Here is a 21,449-nt window from a genome sequence, read left to right as displayed (position 1 = left end):
TTAACTTTTAACGCATAAATATTGCATAACTATTCTGTCAAAGGTAGTATCTGCGGCTTCAATATACACAAAATCATTCATGATGCGTCGAGGCGGCAAGTGAATGAATCTCCAGGAGCGTACGAATAGTACGTGACTGGAGTGAATGAATGCAGCCAACAAAGAGGCAGCTTGAAGGATGAAGTGTATAGCTATCAGACTGCCAGCATACGAGAATCAATGAGTATTCAATTAAACGGCATTAACTGCTTCTACGGCGCACATCAGGCGCTGTTCGATATCACGCTGGATTGCCCTCAGGGTGAAACACTGGTGTTACTTGGCCCTAGTGGAGCCGGGAAAAGCTCGCTACTGCGTGTACTCAACCTGCTTGAGATGCCGCGCTCGGGCACGCTCTCTATTGCGGGTAACCGTTTCGACTTCACGAAAACACCGTCAGATAAAGCTATTCGCGATCTGCGCCAGAACGTGGGTATGGTTTTTCAGCAATATAATCTTTGGCCGCACCTCACGGTTGTGCAGAATCTGATTGAAGCGCCCTGCCGTGTGCTCGGTCTGACAAAAGAGCAAGCAATGGCGCGCGCCGAGAAACTGCTCGAACGTCTGCGTCTGAAGCCCTACAGCGATCGTTATCCGTTGCATCTCTCCGGCGGCCAGCAGCAGCGTGTAGCCATTGCCCGCGCGTTGATGATGGAACCGCAGGTGCTGCTGTTTGATGAACCGACCGCCGCGCTTGATCCGGAAATTACCGCGCAAATCGTCAGCATCATTCGTGAGCTGGCGGAAACCAACATTACTCAGGTGATCGTCACCCACGAAGTGGAAGTTGCTCGTAAAACGGCCAGTCGTGTGGTGTATATGGAAAACGGTCATATCGTCGAGTTTGGGGATGCGAGCTGCTTTGCCAACCCGCAAACCGAAGCGTTTAAAAACTATCTTTCTCACTAAGATTCGGGACAATACAATGAAAAAAGTTCTGATTGCCGCGCTAATCGCAGGTTTTAGCCTTTCCGCTACCGCAGCCCAAACCATTCGTTTCGCCACCGAAGCGTCTTATCCTCCGTTTGAATCTATCGATGCGAATAACAAGATCGTCGGTTTTGACGTTGATCTGGCGAACGCGCTGTGTAAAGAGATCGATGCTACCTGTACGTTTACCAATCAGGCATTCGACAGCCTGATCCCGAGCCTGAAATTCCGTCGTTTTGACGCGGTGATGGCCGGTATGGACATCACGCCTGAGCGTGAAAAACAGGTCCTGTTTACCACCCCTTACTACGACAACTCTGCGCTGTTTGTTGGCCAGCAGGGTAAATACACCAGCATTGATCAGCTGAAAGGCAAAAAAGTTGGCGTACAAAACGGGACGACGCACCAGAAATTCATCATGGATAAGCATCCGGAAGTGACCACCGTACCGTATGACAGCTACCAGAATGCCAAGCTCGATCTGCAAAACGGTCGCATTGACGGCGTCTTCGGTGATACCGCAGTGGTAACCGAATGGCTGAAAGACAATCCAAAACTGGCCGCTGTTGGTGACAAAGTGACGGATAAAGATTACTTCGGTACAGGTCTGGGCATCGCGGTGCGTCAGGGCAACACTGAGCTGCAGCAGAAATTTAACACTGCGCTAGAAAAAGTGAAGAAAGATGGGACTTACGAGACCATCTACAACAAATGGTTCCAGAAGTAATATTTGATGAATGAATTTTTTCCGTTAGCAAGCGCCGCCGGGATGACCGTCGGCCTTGCGGTTTGTGCGCTGATCATCGGCCTTGCGCTCGCCATGTTTTTTGCCGTCTGGGAGTCCGTAAAATGGCGTCCAGTGGCATGGGCAGGTTCTGCGCTGGTCACCATTCTGCGCGGGTTACCAGAAATTCTGGTGGTTCTGTTTATCTATTTCGGCTCCTCGCAACTGCTGCTGACGCTGGCCGATGGTTTTACGATTAATCTCGGGTTTGTAGAAATCCCGGTACAGATGCAGATCGAAAACTTCGACGTCAGCCCGTTCCTGTGCGGTGTGATTGCGCTGTCTTTGCTGTACGCAGCCTATGCGTCGCAAACGCTGCGTGGCGCGCTGAAGGCCGTGCCGCTCGGACAATGGGAATCCGGTCAGGCGTTGGGTTTGTCTAAAGCCGCGATCTTCTTTCGTCTGGTGATGCCGCAGATGTGGCGTCACGCTCTGCCGGGGCTGGGTAACCAGTGGCTGGTATTGCTGAAAGATACCGCGCTGGTCAGCCTGATCAGCGTGAACGATCTGATGCTGCAAACCAAAAGCATTGCCACGCGTACCCAGGAGCCATTTACCTGGTACATTGTGGCGGCGGCTATTTACCTGGTGATTACGCTGGTGAGTCAGTACATTCTCAAACGCATTGACCTGCGCGCGACACGTTTTGAGCGGAGACCAGGCTGATGCTTGAGTATTTACCTGAATTGTTGAAAGGGCTGCATACCAGCCTGACGCTGACGGTCGCCTCCATCGTGGTTGCTCTGGTGCTGGCGCTGATTTTTACCGTCATCCTGACGCTAAAAACGCCGGTACTGGTCTGGTTGGTCCGCGCCTATATCACGCTGTTTACCGGTACGCCGTTGCTGGTGCAAATCTTCCTGATCTACTACGGGCCAGGACAGTTCCCGACGCTGCAGGAATATCCGGTACTGTGGCATCTGCTCTCCGAACCGTGGCTGTGCGCGTTAATTGCGCTGTCGTTAAACAGTGCAGCTTACACCACGCAGCTGTTCTACGGCGCTATCCGCGCCATCCCGGAAGGCCAGTGGCAGTCATGCGGTGCATTAGGGATGAGCAAAAAGGATACGCTGGCGATTCTGTTGCCATACGCCTTTAAACGCGCCCTCTCCTCGTATTCCAACGAAGTGGTGCTGGTGTTTAAAAGTACCTCACTGGCTTACACTATCACGCTGATGGAAGTCATGGGCTACAGCCAACTGCTGTATGGTCGCACTTATGACGTCATGGTCTTCGGCGCGGCGGGCGTGATTTACCTGATCGTCAACGGTTTGCTGACGCTGATGATGCGCTTAATCGAACGTAAAGCGCTGGCGTTTGAACACCGGAATTAAGCCGATAACTGCATAAAGCGAAAAATAAAAGACGGGCAAGTCTAATAACCGCCCGTCTTTTTTTATATCGATAAAATATTTAATCATTTTTATTGCATATAAATTCATTAAATGGCATTGTTAATTCACGCCGCAGACACGGTAAATCATCATAAGATTGACAGACGGGAGTTCCACCATGAAAAAGTTAGTACTGGCCGCATTACTGGCTACTTTCGCCGCTGGCGCCTCAGCCGCTGATAAAATTAGCTTTGGTGTATCAGCGACTTATCCGCCATTTGAATCGCTGGACGCGAGCAATAAAATTGTCGGTTTTGATATTGACCTGGCAACGGCGCTGTGCAAACAAATGCAGGCGGAATGTACTTTTACCAATCATGCTTTCGACAGCCTGATCCCCGCGCTGAAATTCAAAAAATATGATGCAGTGATTTCCGGAATGGATATCACGCCTGAGCGTAGCAAACAGGTTGCGTTCACTCAGCCTTACTATGCTAACTCCGCGCTGGTTATTGCCAAGAAAGACGTCTATAAAACCTTTGCCGATCTGAAAGGCAAACGCATCGGTATGGAAAACGGCACCACGCACCAGAAATACCTGCAGGACAAACATCCTGAAGTGAAAACCGTGGCCTATGATAGCTATCAGAATGCGATTATCGACCTGAAAAATGGCCGTATTGATGGCGTATTTGGCGATACCGCCGTCGTTAACGAGTGGCTGAAAACTAACCCACAGTTAGGCGTGGCTACCGACAAAGTGACCGACCCACAATACTTCGGTACCGGTCTTGGCATTGCGGTTCGCCCGGATAACAAAGCCCTGCTGGAAAAACTGAATAACGCACTGGCCGCCATCAAAGCGGACGGCACCTACCAAAAAATCAGCGATCAGTGGTTCCCGCAGTAATTTTCGCTCAATCTGAAAAGCCGCAACCGCGGCTTTTTTTATCTCTTCGCCTGCGCTTTCAGTCAGTTCTTACGCCAGAAATGCATTCATGGCATACACTAATTAAAACGATAAAGAATGAGGCATAAGGATGATAGCGTTTCCTGCCAGCTTGCTGATCCTCAATGGAAAAAGTGCTGATAATCTCCCTCTGCGTGAAACTATTGCGCAGCTTCGCGATGAGGGCGTGGAAATTCATGTACGCGTCACCTGGGAAAAAGGCGACGCTCAACGTTACGTTGATGAAGCGCGTCGATTAGGCGTTGCAACGGTGATTGCCGGCGGCGGCGATGGCACGATCAACGAAGTCTCGACAGCGCTAATCCAGTCGCAGGGCGGCAATGTTCCCGCCCTGGGTATTTTACCGTTGGGAACGGCGAATGACTTTGCCACCAGCGTGGGTATTCCTGAAGCATTGGATAAAGCGTTAAAGCTGGCTATCGCCGGAAATGCGACAGAGATCGATATGGTGCAGGTCAATGATAAAACCTGTTTTATCAACATGGCGACCGGCGGCTTCGGCACTCGTATCACCACCGAAACGCCAGAAAAACTCAAAGCCGCGCTGGGCGGCGTATCGTATTTTATTCACGGTTTAATGCGCATGGATACGCTCAAACCCGACGTCTGCGACATCCGTGGAGAAGACTTTCACTGGCAGGGCAAAGCGCTGGTGATTGGGATTGGTAATGGCCGCCAGGCCGGTGGTGGACAACAGCTTTGCCCGACGGCGCTGATTAACGACGGATTGCTGCAACTGCGCATTTTTACCGGCGAGGAGTTGCTGCCCGGGCTGCTTTCAGCGTTAACGCAATCCGAAGACAACCCTAATATCATTGATGGCGCTTCATCGTGGTTTGATATCCGCGCCCCACACGAAATTACCTTTAATCTTGATGGCGAACCGCTCAGCGGACAGGAGTTTCATATTGAAATCCTGCCCGCGGCGCTACGTTGCAGATTGCCGCCGGGTTGCCCGTTGTTGCGCTAACAAAACGGCACCCCGCCGCAATCAGGCAATGGTGACTTTGCTGTCCAGATAAACATCCTGCACGGCGTTAATCAGCTTAACGCCGTCGGCCATGGTTTTCTTGAATGCTTTGCGTCCAAGGATCAGCCCCATACCGCCAGCGCGTTTATTAATGACTGCCGTACGTACCGCATCGCTCAGATCGGTTTCTCCACCGGCAGCGCCGCCAGAGTTAATTAATCCGGCGCGCCCCATATAGCAGTTCGCCAACTGATAACGTACCAGGTCAATCGGGTTGTCGCTGGTCAGCTTGTTGTAGACGCGATCGTCGGTGTAGCCAAAGTTAACGGCTTTGTATCCGCCGTTATTTTCCGCCATTTTCTGCTTCACGATATCCGCCCCAATGGTGGCGGCCAGATGGTTAGCCTGACCAGTGAGATCGGCGGAGACATGATAATCCACCCCGTCTTTCTTAAACGCGGAGTTACGCAGATAAGCCCACAGTACGGTGACCATACCCAGCTCATGGGCACGCTCAAACGCGGCGGAAATCTCTTCAATCTGACGTCGAGACTCCTCAGAACCGAAATAGATAGTCGCCCCGACCGCCACCGCGCCCATATTGAACGCCTGCTCGACGCTGGCATATAACGTCTGGTCAAACGTATTGGGATAACTGAGCGTTTCGTTGTGGTTAATCTTCACAAGGAACGGAATACGGTGCGCGTAACGGCGGGAAACAGAAGCCAGCACGCCATAGGTCGATGCCACGCAGTTACACCCTGCTTCGATTGCCAGTTCCACGATATTCTTTGGATCAAAGTACAACGGGTTAGCCGCAAACGATGCCCCGGCGGAATGCTCCACGCCCTGGTCCACCGGAAGAATCGACAGGTACCCTGTTCCAGCCAGGCGCCCCGTGTTATACAGCGTCTGCATATTACGCAGTACGGCTGGGGGACGGTTGTTATCAACCATTACGCGATCAACGTAATCATGTCCTGGCAGGTAAAGTTGGTCAGAAGGAATGGTCATACAACGATGCTGTAAAAGGCTGTCGGCATCTTTGCCAAGCAACTGCGCAATATCAGTCATAGCTATGCTCCCGTAAGTTCCGATTAATAATCGGAATGTGAATTATCCTGACCCGCTTTTTTGCGGGCAGCAATAAGCCTGGTACCGACTGCGCTTTTTTTCCATCTTTAGCGCACTTTTCAGCGATTTCCGCTGGAACGATTCAGGAAGAAATAATGTTAAGGCGGTCAAATTTAGACCGCAAAGGTATTTTAAAGGTATTACCAGGTGGTACTATCAACGCGTACCTTACCTGTCATGAAGGATTTAAAGATGAAAACTACAGTTAAGCTGTCGTTCATGATGTTTGTTGAGTGGTTTATCTGGGGCGCCTGGTTTGTCCCGCTTTGGCTGTGGCTCAGCAAAAGTGGCTTTACCGCGGGTGAAATTGGTTGGTCGTACGCCTGTACCGCCATTGCTGCGATCCTGTCGCCGATTCTGGTCGGCTCCATCACTGACCGTTTCTTCTCAGCGCAAAAAGTCCTCGCCGTATTGATGTTTGTCGGCGCTATCCTGATGTACTTCGCCGCGCAGCAAACCACCTTTAGCGGATTCTTCCCGCTGTTACTGGCCTATTCACTGACCTATATGCCGACAATTGCGTTAACCAACAGTATCGCTTTTGCCAACGTACCGGACGTGGAACGTGATTTCCCACGCATTCGCGTGATGGGCACCATTGGCTGGATTGCGTCTGGTTTAGCCTGCGGCTTCTTGCCGCAAATGCTCGGCTATAGCGATATTTCCCCCACCAATATCCCCCTGCTTGTTACGGCCGGAAGTTCCGCGCTGTTAGGCGTTTTTGCGTTCTTTTTACCGGATACGCCGCCGAAAAGTACCGGCAAGATGGATTTCAAAGTCATGCTGGGGCTGGATGCGCTGATCCTGCTGCGGGATAAGAACTTTCTCGTCTTTTTCTGTTGCTCATTCCTGTTTGCCATGCCGCTGGCATTTTATTACATCTTCGCCAACGGTTATCTGACAGAAGTGGGGATGAAAAATGCGACCGGTTGGATGACGCTGGGCCAGTTCTCTGAAATCTTCTTTATGCTGGCGCTGCCGTTCTTCACCAAACGCTTTGGCATTAAAAAGGTATTACTGCTTGGTCTTATTACTGCGGCTATCCGCTACGGATTCTTCGTTTACGGCGGTGCGGAAGAATATTTCACTTATGCCCTGCTGTTTCTCGGCATTCTGCTACACGGCGTCAGTTACGACTTCTACTACGTTACGGCCTATATCTATGTCGATAAAAAAGCGCCGGTACACATGCGCACCGCAGCGCAAGGGCTTATCACGCTCTGCTGTCAGGGGTTCGGTAGCCTGCTCGGTTATCGCCTGGGCGGCGTAATGATGGAAAAAATGTTTGCCTATAAGGAACCGATTAATGGTCTCACCTTCAACTGGGCGGGCATGTGGGGATTTGGCGCGATCATGATCGCCGTCATTGCCGTGCTGTTTATGATTTTCTTTCGCGAATCAGATAAAGAAATTACCGCCATTCAGGTGGACGATCGCGATGTAGCGTTGAAACAAGGGGAAGTGAAATGAAAGCAGAACGTATTCTCGGTGCTCTTTATGGGCAGGCGTTAGGGGATGCGATGGGCATGCCGTCTGAACTGTGGCCAAGAACCCGGGTTAAAGCACACTTCGGTTGGATCGACCGTTTTTTGCCTGGACCTGCGGAGAATAATGCCGCCTGTTATTTTAACCAGGCGGAGTTTACCGATGACACATCCATGGCCCTGTGTCTGGCCGATGCCTTGCTTGAATGTGATGGAAAGATAGTTCCAGACGTTATTGGCCGCAATATTCTGGCCTGGGCCGAACGTTTCGATGCCTTTAATAAAAACGTGCTTGGTCCAACGTCAAAAATTGCGCTAAATGCCATTCGCAACGGCAAACCTGTTGCCGAACTGGAAAATAATGGCGTCACTAACGGAGCGGCAATGCGCGTTTCGCCGCTGGGATGTCTGCTGCCCGCGCGCGATCTCGATACCTTTATTGATGACGTCGCACTGGCCTCCAGCCCGACACATAAATCGGATCTGGCTATCGCCGGCGCTGTCGTCATCGCATGGGCGGTGTCGCGTGCTATCGACGGAGGAAAATGGTCGGAGATCGTCGACGCTGTGCCTGCCATTGCCCGACATGCGCAGCAAAAACGGATCACCACCTTTAGCGCCTCGCTCTCTGCCCGTCTTGAACTGGCGCTGAAAATCGTCCGTCATGCCGATGGTATAGAGTCCGCCAGCGAGCAGTTATACCAGGTCGTTGGGGCCGGAACCAGCACCATTGAGTCCGTGCCCTGCGCCATCGCGATGGTCGAACTGGCGCAGACCGATCCTAACCGCTGCGCCATTCTGTGCGCGAATCTTGGGGGCGATACCGACACCATCGGGGCAATGGCGACCGCTATTTGCGGTGCGTTACATGGCGTAAGCGCGATTGACCCGGCATTGAAACAGGAACTGGATGCGGTAAATCAGCTGGACTTTACCCGCTACGCCAATGGATTACTACGACTGCGCGGACAACGGGAGGCGCTATGAACAGCACCACGCGTCTGCAACAACTTCTCCCCCAGTTAGGTTCACACAGGCCGGTTACGGTGGTGGGGGCAGCGGTCATTGATGTCATTGCCGATGCGTATGCCCTCCCCTGGCGCGGGTGTGATATCGAGCTTAAGCAGCAAGGCGTTAATATTGGCGGCTGCGCGCTCAATATTGCCGTTGCGCTCAGGCGTTTAGGTATCAGCGCCAGCAATGCGCTACCGCTGGGTCAGGGGGTATGGGCCGATATTATCCGCAACCGGATGGCCAAAGAGGGATTGCATAGCCTGATCGACAACGCAGAAGGCGATAACGGCTGGTGTCTGGCGCTGGTGGAACCGGATGGCGAACGAACCTTTATGTCTTTTAGCGGCGTCGAAAACCAGTGGAACACCGACTGGTTGGCGCGACTGAACATCCCGCGTAACAGCCTGGTCTATCTGTCAGGCTATCAGTTAGCCTCTCCATGTGGCGAGCTGCTGGCACAGTGGCTGGAAGGTCTGGAAGACGTGACGCCGTTTATCGATTTTGGTCCGCGAATCGGCGATATTTCAGACGCCTTAATGGCGCGAATCATGGCCTGCCGACCACTGGTATCACTCAATCGACAGGAAGCCGAAATTGCCGCCGAGCGGTTTGCATTAAGCCAGGATGTAGAGGGTTTTGGCGCAGAATGGGTGCGTCGTTTCGCCGCACCGGTGGTGATACGCCACGATAAAGACGGCGCGTGGTATTTCAGCGCGCAAACATCCGGTTGCGTGCCAGCATTTAAGACGACCGTCGTGGATACCATTGGCGCGGGCGACAGCCACGCCGGCGGCATGCTGGCCGGACTGGCGTCAGGCTGGCCGCTGGCTGATGCGGTACTGCTGGGCAATGCGGTGGCTTCCTGGGTAGTCGGGCATCGCGGCGGCGATTGCGCCCCCTCGCGAGAGGCGTTACTCCTCGCACACAAAGACGTATAGATCGCTTCGGCAATAGCTGATGCTGTATTCAATGGGCCGTTGCTGCTGGTCAAGCGCTACCTGCTTGATCACCAGCACCGGCACTTTGCTGTCCATTTGAATGTGTGCCTGGAACTCTGCGTCAGGCATCCTGGCGCTGACGCGTGAGCGCGTGCGCTGCGGAAAGATATGCTGGCTGCGAAAATAGTCGTACAGCGAAACGCCGATGGCATCCACATCATGTATTAGTTGGACCGGCACCCATGACTCTTCAATAGAAACGGCGTCTTCATCGACATAGCGAATACGTTTGAGCAGAAAAACGTCACTCCCGGCGGCAACAGCCAACTGCTGCGCTACCTCTTCCGGACAAGGCACAATGCGCTTGTTGACCCACAGCGTATCTGGTTTTTTACCGCGTAAAACGACCTGCTGCGAAAAACCCCGCGCTTCTTTAAGCGAATACTCGAAGATGTTGTTGATCTGCGTCCCGTAACCGCGGGCGCGTGTCACCACACCTTCTTCCTCCAGGGCCTGCATTGCCTTGCGTACCGTAATTCGCGACACGCCGGTCAACTGACTGAGATCGCGCTCGCCGGGCAGGATATTGCCATGCTCAAGGATCCCGCAGCGCACAGCGTTCTTCACCGTTTGCGCAAATTTCATATACAGCGGCGTGTTATCTGCCGCTGCAATGCGTTCATTCAGTTGCGCGATAAGCTGGGTATGCGCTTGTTCCATTTATCTTTTTCCAGGCAGACGTTTCTGCTGCCAGTATACTCATTACCACCACGCGTGGAAATGATGTACCGGACCTATTCCCTGCCCGACTTCAAGGGTGTCGGCTTGTGCCAGCGCAGCTGAAAGCCACAGCTTGGCTTCCTGTACCGTATCAGCCCAGTTGTTATGCCGTGGACGCAGCGCCGCCAGCGCTGCGGACAGCGTACAACCGGTACCGTGGGTATTTTTAGTGATAACACGGGGCGCAGTAAAACGCTGTTCGCCGTCACGGGTAAACAGCCAGTCCGGGCTTTGCGCATCCTCCAGATGACCGCCTTTCATCAGCACCGCCTCACAGCCCAGCGCTCGCAGCGCCCTTCCCTGTTTTAACATCTCCGGTTCCGTTTGCGCATGCGATGTGCCGAGCAATGCCGCGGCCTCCGGCAAATTTGGGGTGATAATTGAAACCTGCGGCAGCAAACGGGTACGCAGCGTTTCTACCGCCGCGGACGACAGTAACGGATCGCCGCTTTTCGCCAGCATTACCGTATCCAGCACCACATTTTGCACCCGATGGCGGTGCAAACGTTCGGCGACCGCTTCAACAATATCCGCTTCCGCCAGCATGCCGATTTTGGTGGTGTCGATACGTACATCGCTGAACACCGAGTCAAGTTGCGCAGCGACAAAGTCAGGTTCAATGCGATACACCGACTGCACCCCACGCGTATTTTGCGCCACCAACGCCGTGATCACCGAACAGCCGTAAGCGCCAAGCGCGGAGAACGTTTTTAAATCTGCCTGAATACCCGCGCCACCACTGGGATCGGTTCCGGCAATCGTTAATGCGTTAATCCGTTTCATGCTTGCTCCTGCGCGTTCAGGTTATAGAGGGCGTCGAGAAATGCCGGGACAAAACTGCCCGGCCCGGTCGATTGTTGCGTGGCGATTTGTCCGGCCTGTTTCATCCAGCTACAGGCGGAGGCGACGTTATCAAGCCGGTCACCGGGCAGCGCGCAACTGGCCGCAACGACCGCAGATAGCGCACATCCGGTGCCGACCACGCGCGTCATCAACGGATCGCCGCCATTCACGCAGACAGTGCGCAGACCATCGGTAACATAGTCCACTTCGCCAGTCACCACGACGATGGTCTCTACCTGACGGGCCAGCGCCCGGGCCGCGCCAAGCGCAGCGGCTGGCGTATCGGTCGTGTCCACGCCACGCCCCCCGCCGTTCATTCCTGCCAGCGCCAGTATTTCCGAGGCATTACCGCGAATTACGGCTGGCTGTAGCGACAGTAAATCCAGACAGAAGCGGCGGCGAAACTCAAGAGCGCCCACGGCAACGGGATCGAGCGTCCAGGGGGTTTTAGCAAGAAGCGCCTGCTCAACGGCGACGCGCATCGCCGTGGCCCGCTCCAGGGTAAGCGTGCCGACGTTAACCAGCAATGCGCTGGCAATAGCCGCAAACTGGCTGGCTTCTTCAGGTTCAACCACCATCGCAGGTGATGCGCCTAACGCCAGCAGCGTATTGGCGGTAAAGTTTTGCACGACCTCATTGGTCATACAGTGCGTGAGGGGGGAAAGCGTTCTAAAGTGGTGTAAGGCATGGGCCGCGAGCGCGCGGCTGTGCAGGTCAGGCTGCATGGTTCAGCTCCTGCCCGCGCGAAGAAGGGACACGAGCAGTGTCAGACTTCCCTACGCTGGCATTATCCAGATCAGGTGGTACGGGTATTTCTCAGCCTTCACAAAGAAGGGCACCCCGAGTCGTTTTACATAAAACTCAATAATATTAAAGGATAGCGAGAGAAACTTACATACTCGAGCCCCTGCTATCCATTTACTGAATGGCGGAATGTATCCACACCACATACTTTACCAGTCAGTGAGGGAAGTGAACAGCAGGGGTTGATTCTGGAAAGGATGATCATTGGCGCAGGCGACGTCATCCACTCAGGCATTTCGTATAGCGTCTCAATGCGGGGACACAACGATCATCCCTGCTTAAATTTCCAGGCAGACAGAAACGTTGCCACTGAACATTCAGCCAGTTTCTCAAGTTTATGGGGATCAACTGCTTTTTGCGCAATTATTGCACCAGGAAGGAGATAACCCATAATGGCCCCGAGGAAAGCAGTAGCCTGTAATTCAGGATCATCTAGCGTTACTATTCCTTCATTATTTTTCTGTTCCAGAATTTCCGTCAACGCCTGCAAAACGCGTCCAGAGTTTCTTTGCTCCAGCATGACATGTAAATCGGGCTTTTGAACCAGCACTTGAATCAATAATCGCTGGAAATGGATATTCTCCGGGGTGTAGAAATGATTCTGTACAACCCGGGCAAACCCTCGCAGGAGATCGGGAAAATCCAGTTGCTCCTGGAGCAACTGGCGTAAAGGCGGCTGCATTTTGTCATTCAGAAATTCAAACGTTGCCAGCAGGAGAGCATCCTTTCCCCCTGGAAAATGGCTGTAAAGTGTCGGCCGCGTTGTCCCTGCTTCACTGGCAATAGTATCAAGAGACACGTCAATGCCATGCTTGAGAAACAGCTCACATGCCGTTTGTAAAATGCGAGGACGGGACTTCATTGGCCGCCCGCGTTGATTAACCATTATTGCATTCCTTACGTTTGCCTTTTTTCAGTCTCGAGATTCCCTGCTGAATGAGAATAAAAAATATTGGGACAAAGAGCAGCGTCAGTAACGTGCCTGTGAGCATACCGCCGATTACCGAAGTTCCAATCTCTTTTTGGCTGGAGGCCCCTGCGCCAGTAGAGAGTACCAGAGGGATAACACCAACAACAAATGCCAGAGACGTCATGATGACAGGACGTAAGCGTAATCTTGCTCCTTCAAAAGCAGCCTGAATCAAAGGTTTACCCTTGCGGATTTGCGCCAGAGCAAATTCAATAATGAGAATTGCATTTTTTGCTGAGAGCCCCATCGTTGTGAGTATACCCACCTGGAAGTAGACATCATTTTCAAATCCGGCGATCAAGGCTGCGCTCACTGCGCCGAGAACCCCAAGTGGGATAATCAGCAGCACAGCAATGGGCACAGACCAGCTTTCATATAAAGCAGCCAGACATAAAAATACGAACGCAACGGAGGCAAGATATACCCATAGTGTCTGTGCCGATGAAGCCTGTTCCTGCCATGATATCCCGCTCCACTGCAGATCAAATCCTTCGATTGGCGCTATCAGCCGGGCCATTTCAGCCATTGCTGCCCCAGAACTTATTCCCGGAGCTGCGTCTCCTTGAAATTGCACAGCAGGTAATCCATTGAATCGCTGAAGCATTTGTGGACCAGTAGTCCAGCGGAAGGAAGCAAAACTGGCGAATGAGGTCATATTATCGCTACTGTTACGTACAAACCAGGAGGATAAGTTTTCAGGTAGTGAACGCCATGGCGCATCACCTTGTATATAAACCCTTTTTACACGGCCACGGTCAATAAAGTCATTAACGTAAATCCCTCCCCATGCAGCAGAAAGCGTTTCGTTGATATCCGCCTGTTCAAGGCCGTGAGCTTGTGCTTTTTGTCTGTCAATATCTACCTGCAGCAACGCCTTCTCGGCCAGGCTGTTCATTCGCACAGCGCTCAGATTTTGGTTTTCTCTGGCAGCCGTAAGTAACATTGTTTGCGCCTGATTAAGACTGTGGTAACCGCGGTCTGAAATGTCCTGAAGCCATAATTCGAACCCGCTGGATTGTCCTAGCCCCCGAACTGTGGGTGGCGATACAATGCTGACAGAGGCGTTCTGAGACGTTTGATTAAAATATTGATTAGCTCTTGCGATAATAGCCTGAGCGCTGTTAGTTTCCCCCTGACGTTCGTCCCAGTGCTTTAACTCAGCAACGGACATTCCCACATTTTGCCCGCTACCTGCGTTATTTCGTCCAGCGACAGTAAATATAGCGTTAAGATTGGCATTCTCCCGCGTCATGAAATAGCGTGTGATTTCATCTCCAACCCTCTGAGTCATTGACATTGGCGCCCCTGGAGGAAGAGTGAACTGGATTGATATTGCCCCCTGATCCTCCTCCGGAAGAAAACTGGTCGCGAGTTTTTGATATTGCCAAACCATGAACATCGACATCAGAAAAGCGAGAATAATGATTCTCACAGGGCGTGCTGATATTTGCGCGAGCACATTAATATAACGATGCTGGCTTTTTTCGACATACCTGTTGAAATGAGTGAAGAATTTCCCTTTCTTCTCATTTCGGCTTTTAAGCAAATGAGCGCACAATGTAGGGGTTAAAGTCAGTGCAACCAGCACGGAAAGCACCATAGCAGAAACAATGGTGACCGTGAACTGGCGGTAAATAATGCCGACTGAGCCACCAAAAAACGCAACTGGAATAAAAACTGCGGATAAGACCAGCGCGATACCTATTAATGCACCGGTTATTTCCCGCATGGAGTTTAGCGTAGCCTGCAGCGGCTCGAGATGTTCTTCTTCCATTACTCGTTCGACATTCTCAACCACGACAATCGCGTCGTCGACAAGTAACCCAATGGCAAGCACCATGGCAAAAAGTGTTAAGGTATTGATGCTATACCCTAGCAGGCTGAGGATGCCGAATGTGCCCAATAATACGACAGGTACCGTCAATGAGGGAATTAATGTGGCTCTCCAGTTTTGTAAGAACAGATACATTACAACCACAACAAAAACGATCGCTTCAATCAGCGTCTGCACAACATTTGTGATGGACACCGTCACAAACGGAGTACTGTCACGAGGATAGGCAACTACAATGCCTTGCGGAAATCGCTCTTTTAATCTGTTAACTTCAGCGCGAACCTTTTCAGCAGTTTCCAGAGCATTAGCTCCGGATGCGAGTTGAATAGATATTCCAGCCGCAGGATGACCATTAAGTGTGGTCAGATTCTGATAGTTTTCAGCCCCGAGTTCGACTCGAGCAACATCTCGCAAATATACAGCTGAGCCATCATTATTTGTCCGAAGAATGATACTTTCAAATTGCGTCGATGTTTCCATGCGGGACTGGGCGGTCACCGTCGCATTCAGATACTGATCATTGAGAGAAGGAAGAGAGCCAATTTCTCCGCTGGTAACTTGCGAATTTTGTGCCTCGATAGCCGTTTGTACATCAGAGGGCATCAAACCATAATTATTGAGCTGATGTGGGTTGAGCCAAATCCGCATAGCATATTGCGCACCAAACACTGTTGTTTCTCCCACCCCCTTAACTCTACTTAAGGGCTCCTGCAACGTGTTGATAAGGAAGTCGCTGATATTGACACTGGTTAAACGGTCGTTCTGGTCATATAAGGAGATAACCATCAGGCTATCTCCCTGTGATTTAGTCACAGAAAGTCCCTGTTGTTGCACTTCCTGCGGTAGCCGTGTCATAGCCTGGTTTACAGCATTTTGTACCTGGACCTGGGCTATATCGGGATTGATACCTTGTTCAAAACTAAGGCTAATACGGGACTGGCCAGCTGAACTGCTGGTTGAAGAAAAATAAAGCAGACCATCAATTCCTTTTATTTGCTGTTCAAGTAGCTGCGTTACGCTGTCCTCAACGTTTTGCGCAGAAGCGCCTGGGTAGTTTGCCGTAACGTTCACCCCCGGTGGCGCAATATCCGGATACTGCTCAACAGGCAGTGTTAAAAGAGCCAGGATACCAGCAGAAACGATGCAAATAGCAATGACCGCGGAGAACACAGGACGGAAAATAAAGAAGTGAGCCAGCATCGTGTTTTCCTCCGTTTAGTCAATGGGGTCGCGCAGTGAAAACACGTGCGGAGGCCTGGCTCGTTGAATAAAAGCCATATGCGATGTTTGCCACAAATTAAAAACAGGTTGAGGTATGGGTAATTTGACCGTTGCTGGGCATAGCAGAATATTGATTGCTTTTGCGACAATGTATCTGCTGATTTCGAGGCAAGACATTGTTCGTTGATGTTCACGCCATAAATAGTCATAGGTTTGGATAGTGAAACTATTTTGGAGTAGTAAAAAACGTAAATAGCTGAGTCGTAACTGCATATGCTGATAATTCAAATCGGTACACTGAAAGCAAGCCTGCTCCCGGTCCCGCGTAACAAGACAGCGATCAACCGTCTTTGGCTCTACAGCCCCCCCTCCAGGCAGAGATGCCTTAAGATGACATGACAAAGGCATTAACAATATGAAAATTAATAACTTTCCCCATTTACTAAAGTTCGTCATAGTAAAGCCTCGCCAATTTATTTACTTTACAGTAAAGTAAATAAATTGATTAAACAAGCATCAACTTTTTTACTCCATTCCAGTAGTGGGTTTTCTTGAAGACAATTGTTCCGGGTCACAGAAACCGGAGCAACTCATGTATGCTGTGGAACAGCGCTACCCTGAGTTGATATGCAAAAACGTGACACCTCATCGCTAAATTGCCACTCGAAATTGTCGCAATGCTGTACATTCATTTACACTTTTTACGAAATTACTGGAGTGATAACAAAAAAGTCCTTGTCAGATGCCCTGTAAGCCAGGAATGATACATGACTGATTTTGATGACCCGAAGAGGTAGAGAAGATGGGTATGAAGAATAAAACGTTGCTGGGTGCACTCCTGCTTGCGAGCAGTGTCGTCTGGGCCGCGCCGGCTGCAACAGCTGCCCCCACCGGTATCGATAAATATGAGCTGAGCAGCTTTATTGCTGACTTCACCCATTTCAAACCCGGTGACAAAGTTCCACCACTGTATCTCACCAGCGAATACACTATTAAGCAGTGGAATCTGCGCAACCTGCCCGCACCGACAGCAGGCACCCACTGGACCTACATGGGCGGCGCGTATGTGCTGGTCAATGATGCCGATGCTAAGATCATTAAAGCCTACGACGGCGAGATTTTTTATCATCGGTGAAAAAACACGCACTCGCTCTGATGAGGGAGTGCGTAAATAGCATAAAATTAATCTATATTAATCGTAACCGATCACCACTTTAACGCGGCTTAATATGTGACCTGAGTGGTATTCCCCGTATGGAAAATATTTAAATTTTAATGGGATAGTGTAACTATTAGCTATCGCCCCTCTCCCTTGAACGATCTCATAGCGGTTGTTATCTAAGCTAACTCCGACCCCATTTAATTCCAGTTTAAAACCGATATCACCAGCGCTATCATCACCGAGATATTCATTTTTCAACACATCACCATCATGGTTTTGAGACTCAAAGCGATAATAAATCCGTCTTGACGAATATGCTAATACATCATCACACTTTATTTCAATGTTATTATTAGCACTTTCCGCCCCAGCGTTCGATATACTGCGATAATTTATAGGATTTACCTTTACAGATGTGTCAGGAAAATAACAGGTCGTGGGTGTGTAATTAAATTCAACCTGCACAATTTGCGATAAATTATGTTTATCCCTGTCTGAGCCATTTGCCTCAACAAAATACAACGGGGAGTTAAGTGAAGCAGAGTTATTAATAATTACCTCTTTATTTACCTGAGCCATAGGCACAAGCATATATTCGACACCGTACTGTAAGACATCGTTGATATCAGAACCCGTAAAATTAAAGTAATGTATTGTCCCAAATAAAGTGCTTTTCTCTTCTTTATTAAATGCACCCTCGAAATTATTTCCAATTCTTACTGCTACATATACAAAATCGTTACTCTCCCCTGATGAAACCCGAAAATAAGTAATATTGTTATTTTCAAGTGGTGTTACCTGTAGTCCACTATTCGCATATTGGCAGTGATATTTTTGCGAGCTCAGAAAATTGACATATTTTAATGTGGATGGGGTAAACTCATTAAGTTTTGCTTTATTTAGATCCACTTTAATTGCCTCTCCCGTTGCGGTGAGATTATTACTTCCAGAACTACCGATAGAAAAATCACCCGAATAACACATCGCCGAAACGTAAAACGACGTAAAAAACAAGAACAAACCAATGACAAATCGCATAATTGGCTCCACTCACCGGCAAATATAAACTTTACTTTCATCAATCGTTTTATCGAAGGTGATTGCGCATGAAAGTCCCTGTTGTTTATCAACCGCCACTTTTATCTCGGGCGGCACTTGGTTGGTACGAATAAAAAGCTGGCTTCCCTGACCTACCACACCAATATTCTGTCCATGGCTGTCTTCAACTTCATAGCCAAACGTCAGCGGTGAACCATCTGGACGTAACGCACGAATAAACCATGGTTTACGTTGATCGGTTTCAAATTTAACCAACACCACGGCACCCCGATAAGGCGCAGCACTGTGTCGATTCCCCATCAACTCGGTTTCACTGTTCGTATTTGAAATATCCAGCATCAGGTTATTTTCCCGATAAGGGGTAACAGTATCGTATAACACGACACCATTATGGTTCGTGGTACGGTATCGTTGTCCGTTAACATAGGCCCCTTCCAGTCCCGGAGCCTGAAGAATAGCAAAGGTATCTGAGAGACGATTAGCCAAATTCACTCCGCCGGACCATGCTAATACACCGCCTGAAATATTGCCGCTGGCTTGCATATATTTATTTGACTGGCTATAGCTGCCGTTTAGCGTAGCAAGCGGCGCATTCCACGTTAGATTGGCACCAGCCATTGTTTCGCTGTCCTGCCGCTGATGACTCAGGTTTACACCGTAGTTAAACTGGTCGCGATCGCCAATCGTTCCAGAAAGCCCGGTCGTATTTGAGGCAAAGCCATCATCATCAAAAGTTGTTGAATTGGATACATATAAACGCCTGCTTCTTGAAGTAAGATCATCTCCCCATTCAAATGGAATAGAGATAAAAAAGTTAAACCGCTTATCTTCGCGATGATTTTCATCATAAGCCTGACTGGCAGAAAACGTATAACTGATCCGTTGCCAGGTATTGGAATAACTCAACTGGTAATCTTTACTGCTGCCGCTACGCCCCCAATAATCGCGCCAAAGTGTACTCAGTGACACAGACCCCCAGCCGACCGGTAAAGATTGACTGATGTTTGCAGAAAAACTATTTTTACGGCCAAAATCAGTCTGGTAATAATCAGCTATGTCATAAACATCATTTTCATCACGATGATAGCTGTCTTTATTATTGGCCCAAACGTGATCGTTAAAAGTCCGATAATCCCGTGATGAGTATCGATAGGCAGCAAGGCCAAAACGCGTGGCGGTTTGTGTCAAATATTTGTTATAAGCAATTTGATAGCTTTGCCCATCAAATACATCGCCATTATCCTGTTTACTGTGTGAACGCGTCGCATCCACGGAGATGGCGCCAATTCGGGTATTCCAGCCAGTCCCTAACGTAAACGAATTGTAGTTATCAGCGAGCATCGTACCGCCGTATAACGTTAATAGATTACTCCACCCATATTGATAGCTTAGCTGAGTAAAATCGGTTTGATTACGCGCCCCCTCAATATGGCTGCGCCCAGCGACAAAATCATATTTGGATACACCGGGTTGCAACATATTCGGGACAGAAGAAAACGGTACCAGATAGGTCGTTACTGACCCATCGGCCTCTTTAATACTGACATCAAGATCAGCACCACCGCCCGCCAGTTGTAAATCAGCGATAGAAAACGGACCTGGCGGCACCTCTTTTTGGTAAACCACAAAGCCGTTCTGCTCAATAGTCACTAACGCATTACTCTGTGCAATCCCCTGAACCAATGGCGTAAAGTTTTGCCTGGAGTTCGGTAACATCTGCATATCACGATACAATCGCACTCCGCGAAAGCGTACCGAGTCAAAAATATCAGACGATGTGTACATATCCCCAACGCGGAAAGTGCCGAGAATTTGCGAGATCCCACGCTCCAGGTAAAAAGTATTACTTTTCCACTCACCGCTACTGTCTTGAGCTTTGGTGTAGCTGGCATCTGAATGTAACTGCCAGCCCAGCAGATTCAGTCCACTGTTAAAACGAGCATAGGTGCTTTTACTATTACCAGAATTTTTATAGTCGCTGTAGTACTGACTAAGGTAATAAGAAGTATAAAGGGCATTAATTCCACGGTCCCAGTTTTCTGGGGGAACATAACCATTTTCCAATTCATCTACATAAGCCTGGGGTACGCTAAGGTTTAACTGAAATTTTCCTATATTCCAACTATAGTTTCCTCCTTGAACTATTTGCTTAAGCGTCAGACATGTCCGGGTTTTATCGATCTCATCAGTATTAATCCCTAAACGCGAAATCGTATCGCGGGACAGACAAGTTTCTTCAGGAGTGTCTTTAACAGTAATATCATATTTACCGCGCCATTGAGCATTGACATAGATATCAATATCATACTGCCCTGGCAATGGATGGTTATCATCAATACGGAAATCAGAAACCTTCGCCCCCTTCATACCACCAGTCATAAAATTGGTATCGAAGGTCTCTTCAGCATAGGTAGTAATACTCCATAACGAAATTAATATCGCAGAAGCAAGCGGGGTCATCCTTAACATAATCAGCTCCTGTTATTTCAAGCTGACGCTATCACTTATAAAGCTGCCATAATCATTGATAATGGTTAATTTATATTGGTTAGCGTTACTACTTTTAACCATGACGGGTTCACTAGAGAATGGTGCGACCATCACTGATTTATCATTTATTTTCACACTGCCAACTTTTATCTCAGCTACCGTAACCCAATTAGCATTGTCATTTTTTATGATAAAACTCTTACCATTGCGTACCAAAACTATTTTTTTGAAAGTCGCACTATTAACTGGTGCAATACCTGACGGACGGTAAAATAATTTAATACGATTCTGCATCGCAAACTTTATAACATTCTTGCCAGCATTTGCTGGGTTATTAGGCGGAATATCCAGTACATTAAGATAAAACAGGCTCTCTTTATTTTTCGGCAACGTATTGGGCATTTTTTTGATTTTGAGCTGTTGACCTGAATTGCCCGGCACCCTGACCACTGGAGGCGTTAATAAAAAGGGAACCTGAATCTTCTCTGGCGGTAATGATGTATTACCGTCATCGATCCAGGCCTGAACCAGAGAGGCATTTTGTTCCTGGTTCATTAACTGCAGCGTTATTTCACTTTTTTCCGCGGGGTAAATAACTCTTGTGCCATAAATCACTATCCCTGCATGAACTGGTGTAACAACTGATAATGTGATTACCGCACATAGCATCTTCATTTTTCATTCCTTAT

19 protein-coding genes and 1 riboswitch are annotated in these 21,449 nt (G+C 49.5%); of the genes, 10 read left to right on the top strand and 9 right to left on the bottom strand.

The genetic code is table 11. The features are described from left to right. Nucleotides 1-219 precede the first annotated feature (219 nt). The 6 genes from artP to yegS all read left to right on the top strand — a co-directional run bounded on the left by artP (nt 220) and on the right by yegS (nt 5,027). Nucleotides 220-948 carry an arginine ABC transporter ATP-binding protein ArtP gene (gene artP / locus ICA20_RS09010; protein WP_003027295.1) on the top strand — a complete coding sequence of 243 codons (729 nt, stop codon included), beginning with the start codon at nt 220-222 and terminating at the stop codon, nt 946-948. A 16-nt stretch (nt 949-964) separates the two neighbouring features. Further along, the gene (artI, locus tag ICA20_RS09005; RefSeq protein ID WP_038641889.1) at nt 965-1,696 is read left to right on the top strand and encodes an arginine ABC transporter substrate-binding protein ArtI; all 732 of its coding nucleotides are present in this window, start codon (nt 965-967) and stop codon (nt 1,694-1,696) included. 6 nt (nt 1,697-1,702) lie between these two features. Next, a complete protein-coding gene (artQ, locus tag ICA20_RS09000) occupies nt 1,703-2,419 on the top strand; it encodes an arginine ABC transporter permease ArtQ (RefSeq protein ID WP_038641891.1) in 717 nt (238 codons plus the stop codon). Next, nucleotides 2,419-3,087, top strand: a complete 669-nt coding sequence (artM, locus tag ICA20_RS08995; protein WP_003844364.1) for an arginine ABC transporter permease ArtM — start codon at nt 2,419-2,421, stop codon at nt 3,085-3,087. Before artQ ends, artM begins: the two co-directional genes overlap by 1 nt. Nucleotides 3,088-3,265: 178 nt before the next feature. Then, the gene (gene artJ, locus ICA20_RS08990) at nt 3,266-3,997 is read left to right on the top strand and encodes an arginine ABC transporter substrate-binding protein ArtJ (RefSeq protein WP_038641893.1); all 732 of its coding nucleotides are present in this window, start codon (nt 3,266-3,268) and stop codon (nt 3,995-3,997) included. 130 nt (nt 3,998-4,127) lie between these two features. Beyond that, nucleotides 4,128-5,027, top strand: coding sequence for a lipid kinase YegS (gene yegS / locus ICA20_RS08985; protein ID WP_038641896.1), 900 nt, complete (start codon nt 4,128-4,130; stop codon nt 5,025-5,027). A 21-nt stretch (nt 5,028-5,048) separates the two neighbouring features. Here the strand turns inward: yegS and fbaB are convergent, their stop codons facing one another. Further along, nucleotides 5,049-6,101 carry a class I fructose-bisphosphate aldolase gene (fbaB, locus tag ICA20_RS08980; protein ID WP_038641899.1) on the bottom strand — a complete coding sequence of 351 codons (1,053 nt, stop codon included), beginning with the start codon at nt 6,099-6,101 and terminating at the stop codon, nt 5,049-5,051. Between the two features lie 252 nt (nt 6,102-6,353). Here fbaB and ICA20_RS08975 point away from each other — a divergent pair, with 252 nt between their 5' ends. Genes ICA20_RS08975 through ICA20_RS08965 form a run of 3 tightly spaced genes read left to right on the top strand, consistent with a single transcriptional unit; the run spans nt 6,354 to nt 9,597 of the window. After that, nucleotides 6,354-7,631 carry a nucleoside permease gene (locus ICA20_RS08975; protein ID WP_038641902.1) on the top strand — a complete coding sequence of 426 codons (1,278 nt, stop codon included), beginning with the start codon at nt 6,354-6,356 and terminating at the stop codon, nt 7,629-7,631. Next, complete coding sequence (locus ICA20_RS08970; protein ID WP_038641905.1) at nt 7,628-8,632, top strand: ADP-ribosylglycohydrolase family protein; 1,005 nt, start codon at nt 7,628-7,630, stop codon at nt 8,630-8,632. Before ICA20_RS08975 ends, ICA20_RS08970 begins: the two co-directional genes overlap by 4 nt. Then, nucleotides 8,629-9,597 (top strand): PfkB family carbohydrate kinase, encoded by a 969-nt coding sequence (locus ICA20_RS08965; protein ID WP_038641908.1) that lies wholly within the window; start codon nt 8,629-8,631, stop codon nt 9,595-9,597. Before ICA20_RS08970 ends, ICA20_RS08965 begins: the two co-directional genes overlap by 4 nt. Here ICA20_RS08965 and ICA20_RS08960 read toward each other — a convergent pair. From ICA20_RS08960 to ICA20_RS08940, 5 genes are all read right to left on the bottom strand, one after another. Next, nucleotides 9,571-10,317: a GntR family transcriptional regulator gene (locus tag ICA20_RS08960; RefSeq protein WP_038641911.1), complete on the bottom strand. Its 747-nt coding sequence runs from the start codon at nt 10,315-10,317 to the stop codon at nt 9,571-9,573. The two genes, ICA20_RS08965 and ICA20_RS08960, sit on opposite strands and share 27 nt — an antisense overlap. A gap of 42 nt (nt 10,318-10,359) precedes the next feature. After that, nucleotides 10,360-11,160, bottom strand: coding sequence for a bifunctional hydroxymethylpyrimidine kinase/phosphomethylpyrimidine kinase (gene thiD, locus ICA20_RS08955; protein WP_149282264.1), 801 nt, complete (start codon nt 11,158-11,160; stop codon nt 10,360-10,362). Next, entirely contained in the window at nt 11,157-11,945 is a 789-nt protein-coding gene (gene thiM, locus ICA20_RS08950; RefSeq protein WP_038641915.1) for a hydroxyethylthiazole kinase, read from the bottom strand. The genes thiD and thiM overlap by 4 nt, the downstream gene beginning before the upstream one ends. A gap of 31 nt (nt 11,946-11,976) precedes the next feature. Then, a riboswitch (TPP riboswitch) is annotated at nt 11,977-12,073 on the bottom strand. Nucleotides 12,074-12,292: 219 nt separating this feature from the next. Further along, nucleotides 12,293-12,910, bottom strand: coding sequence for a TetR/AcrR family transcriptional regulator (locus ICA20_RS08945; RefSeq protein WP_038641918.1), 618 nt, complete (start codon nt 12,908-12,910; stop codon nt 12,293-12,295). Next, complete coding sequence (locus ICA20_RS08940; protein ID WP_038641920.1) at nt 12,903-16,028, bottom strand: efflux RND transporter permease subunit; 3,126 nt, start codon at nt 16,026-16,028, stop codon at nt 12,903-12,905. The genes ICA20_RS08945 and ICA20_RS08940 overlap by 8 nt, the downstream gene beginning before the upstream one ends. Before the next feature lie 823 nt (nt 16,029-16,851). Between ICA20_RS08940 and ICA20_RS08935 the strand changes: the two genes are divergently transcribed. Continuing rightward, nucleotides 16,852-17,184, top strand: a complete 333-nt coding sequence (locus ICA20_RS08935) for an RcnB family protein (RefSeq protein WP_129694953.1) — start codon at nt 16,852-16,854, stop codon at nt 17,182-17,184. A gap of 57 nt (nt 17,185-17,241) precedes the next feature. Here ICA20_RS08935 and ICA20_RS08930 read toward each other — a convergent pair whose 3' ends face one another. From ICA20_RS08930 to ICA20_RS08920, 3 genes are read right to left on the bottom strand one after another with little or no spacing between them, the layout of a single operon-like run. After that, nucleotides 17,242-18,249 (bottom strand): hypothetical protein, encoded by a 1,008-nt coding sequence (locus ICA20_RS08930; RefSeq protein WP_038641923.1) that lies wholly within the window; start codon nt 18,247-18,249, stop codon nt 17,242-17,244. 12 nt (nt 18,250-18,261) lie between these two features. Further along, nucleotides 18,262-20,739 (bottom strand): fimbrial biogenesis outer membrane usher protein, encoded by a 2,478-nt coding sequence (locus ICA20_RS08925; RefSeq protein WP_038641924.1) that lies wholly within the window; start codon nt 20,737-20,739, stop codon nt 18,262-18,264. 12 nt (nt 20,740-20,751) lie between these two features. Beyond that, entirely contained in the window at nt 20,752-21,435 is a 684-nt protein-coding gene (locus ICA20_RS08920; protein ID WP_038641926.1) for a fimbria/pilus periplasmic chaperone, read from the bottom strand. Between the last annotated feature and the right edge of the window lie 14 nt (nt 21,436-21,449).

Source organism: Citrobacter sp. C5_2, from assembly GCF_014596845.2.
GTDB classification, from domain to species: Bacteria; Pseudomonadota; Gammaproteobacteria; order Enterobacterales; family Enterobacteriaceae; genus Citrobacter; species Citrobacter werkmanii.
Note: the sequence above shows the minus strand (reverse complement) of the source record. Positions and strands in the feature narration are given on the sequence as shown.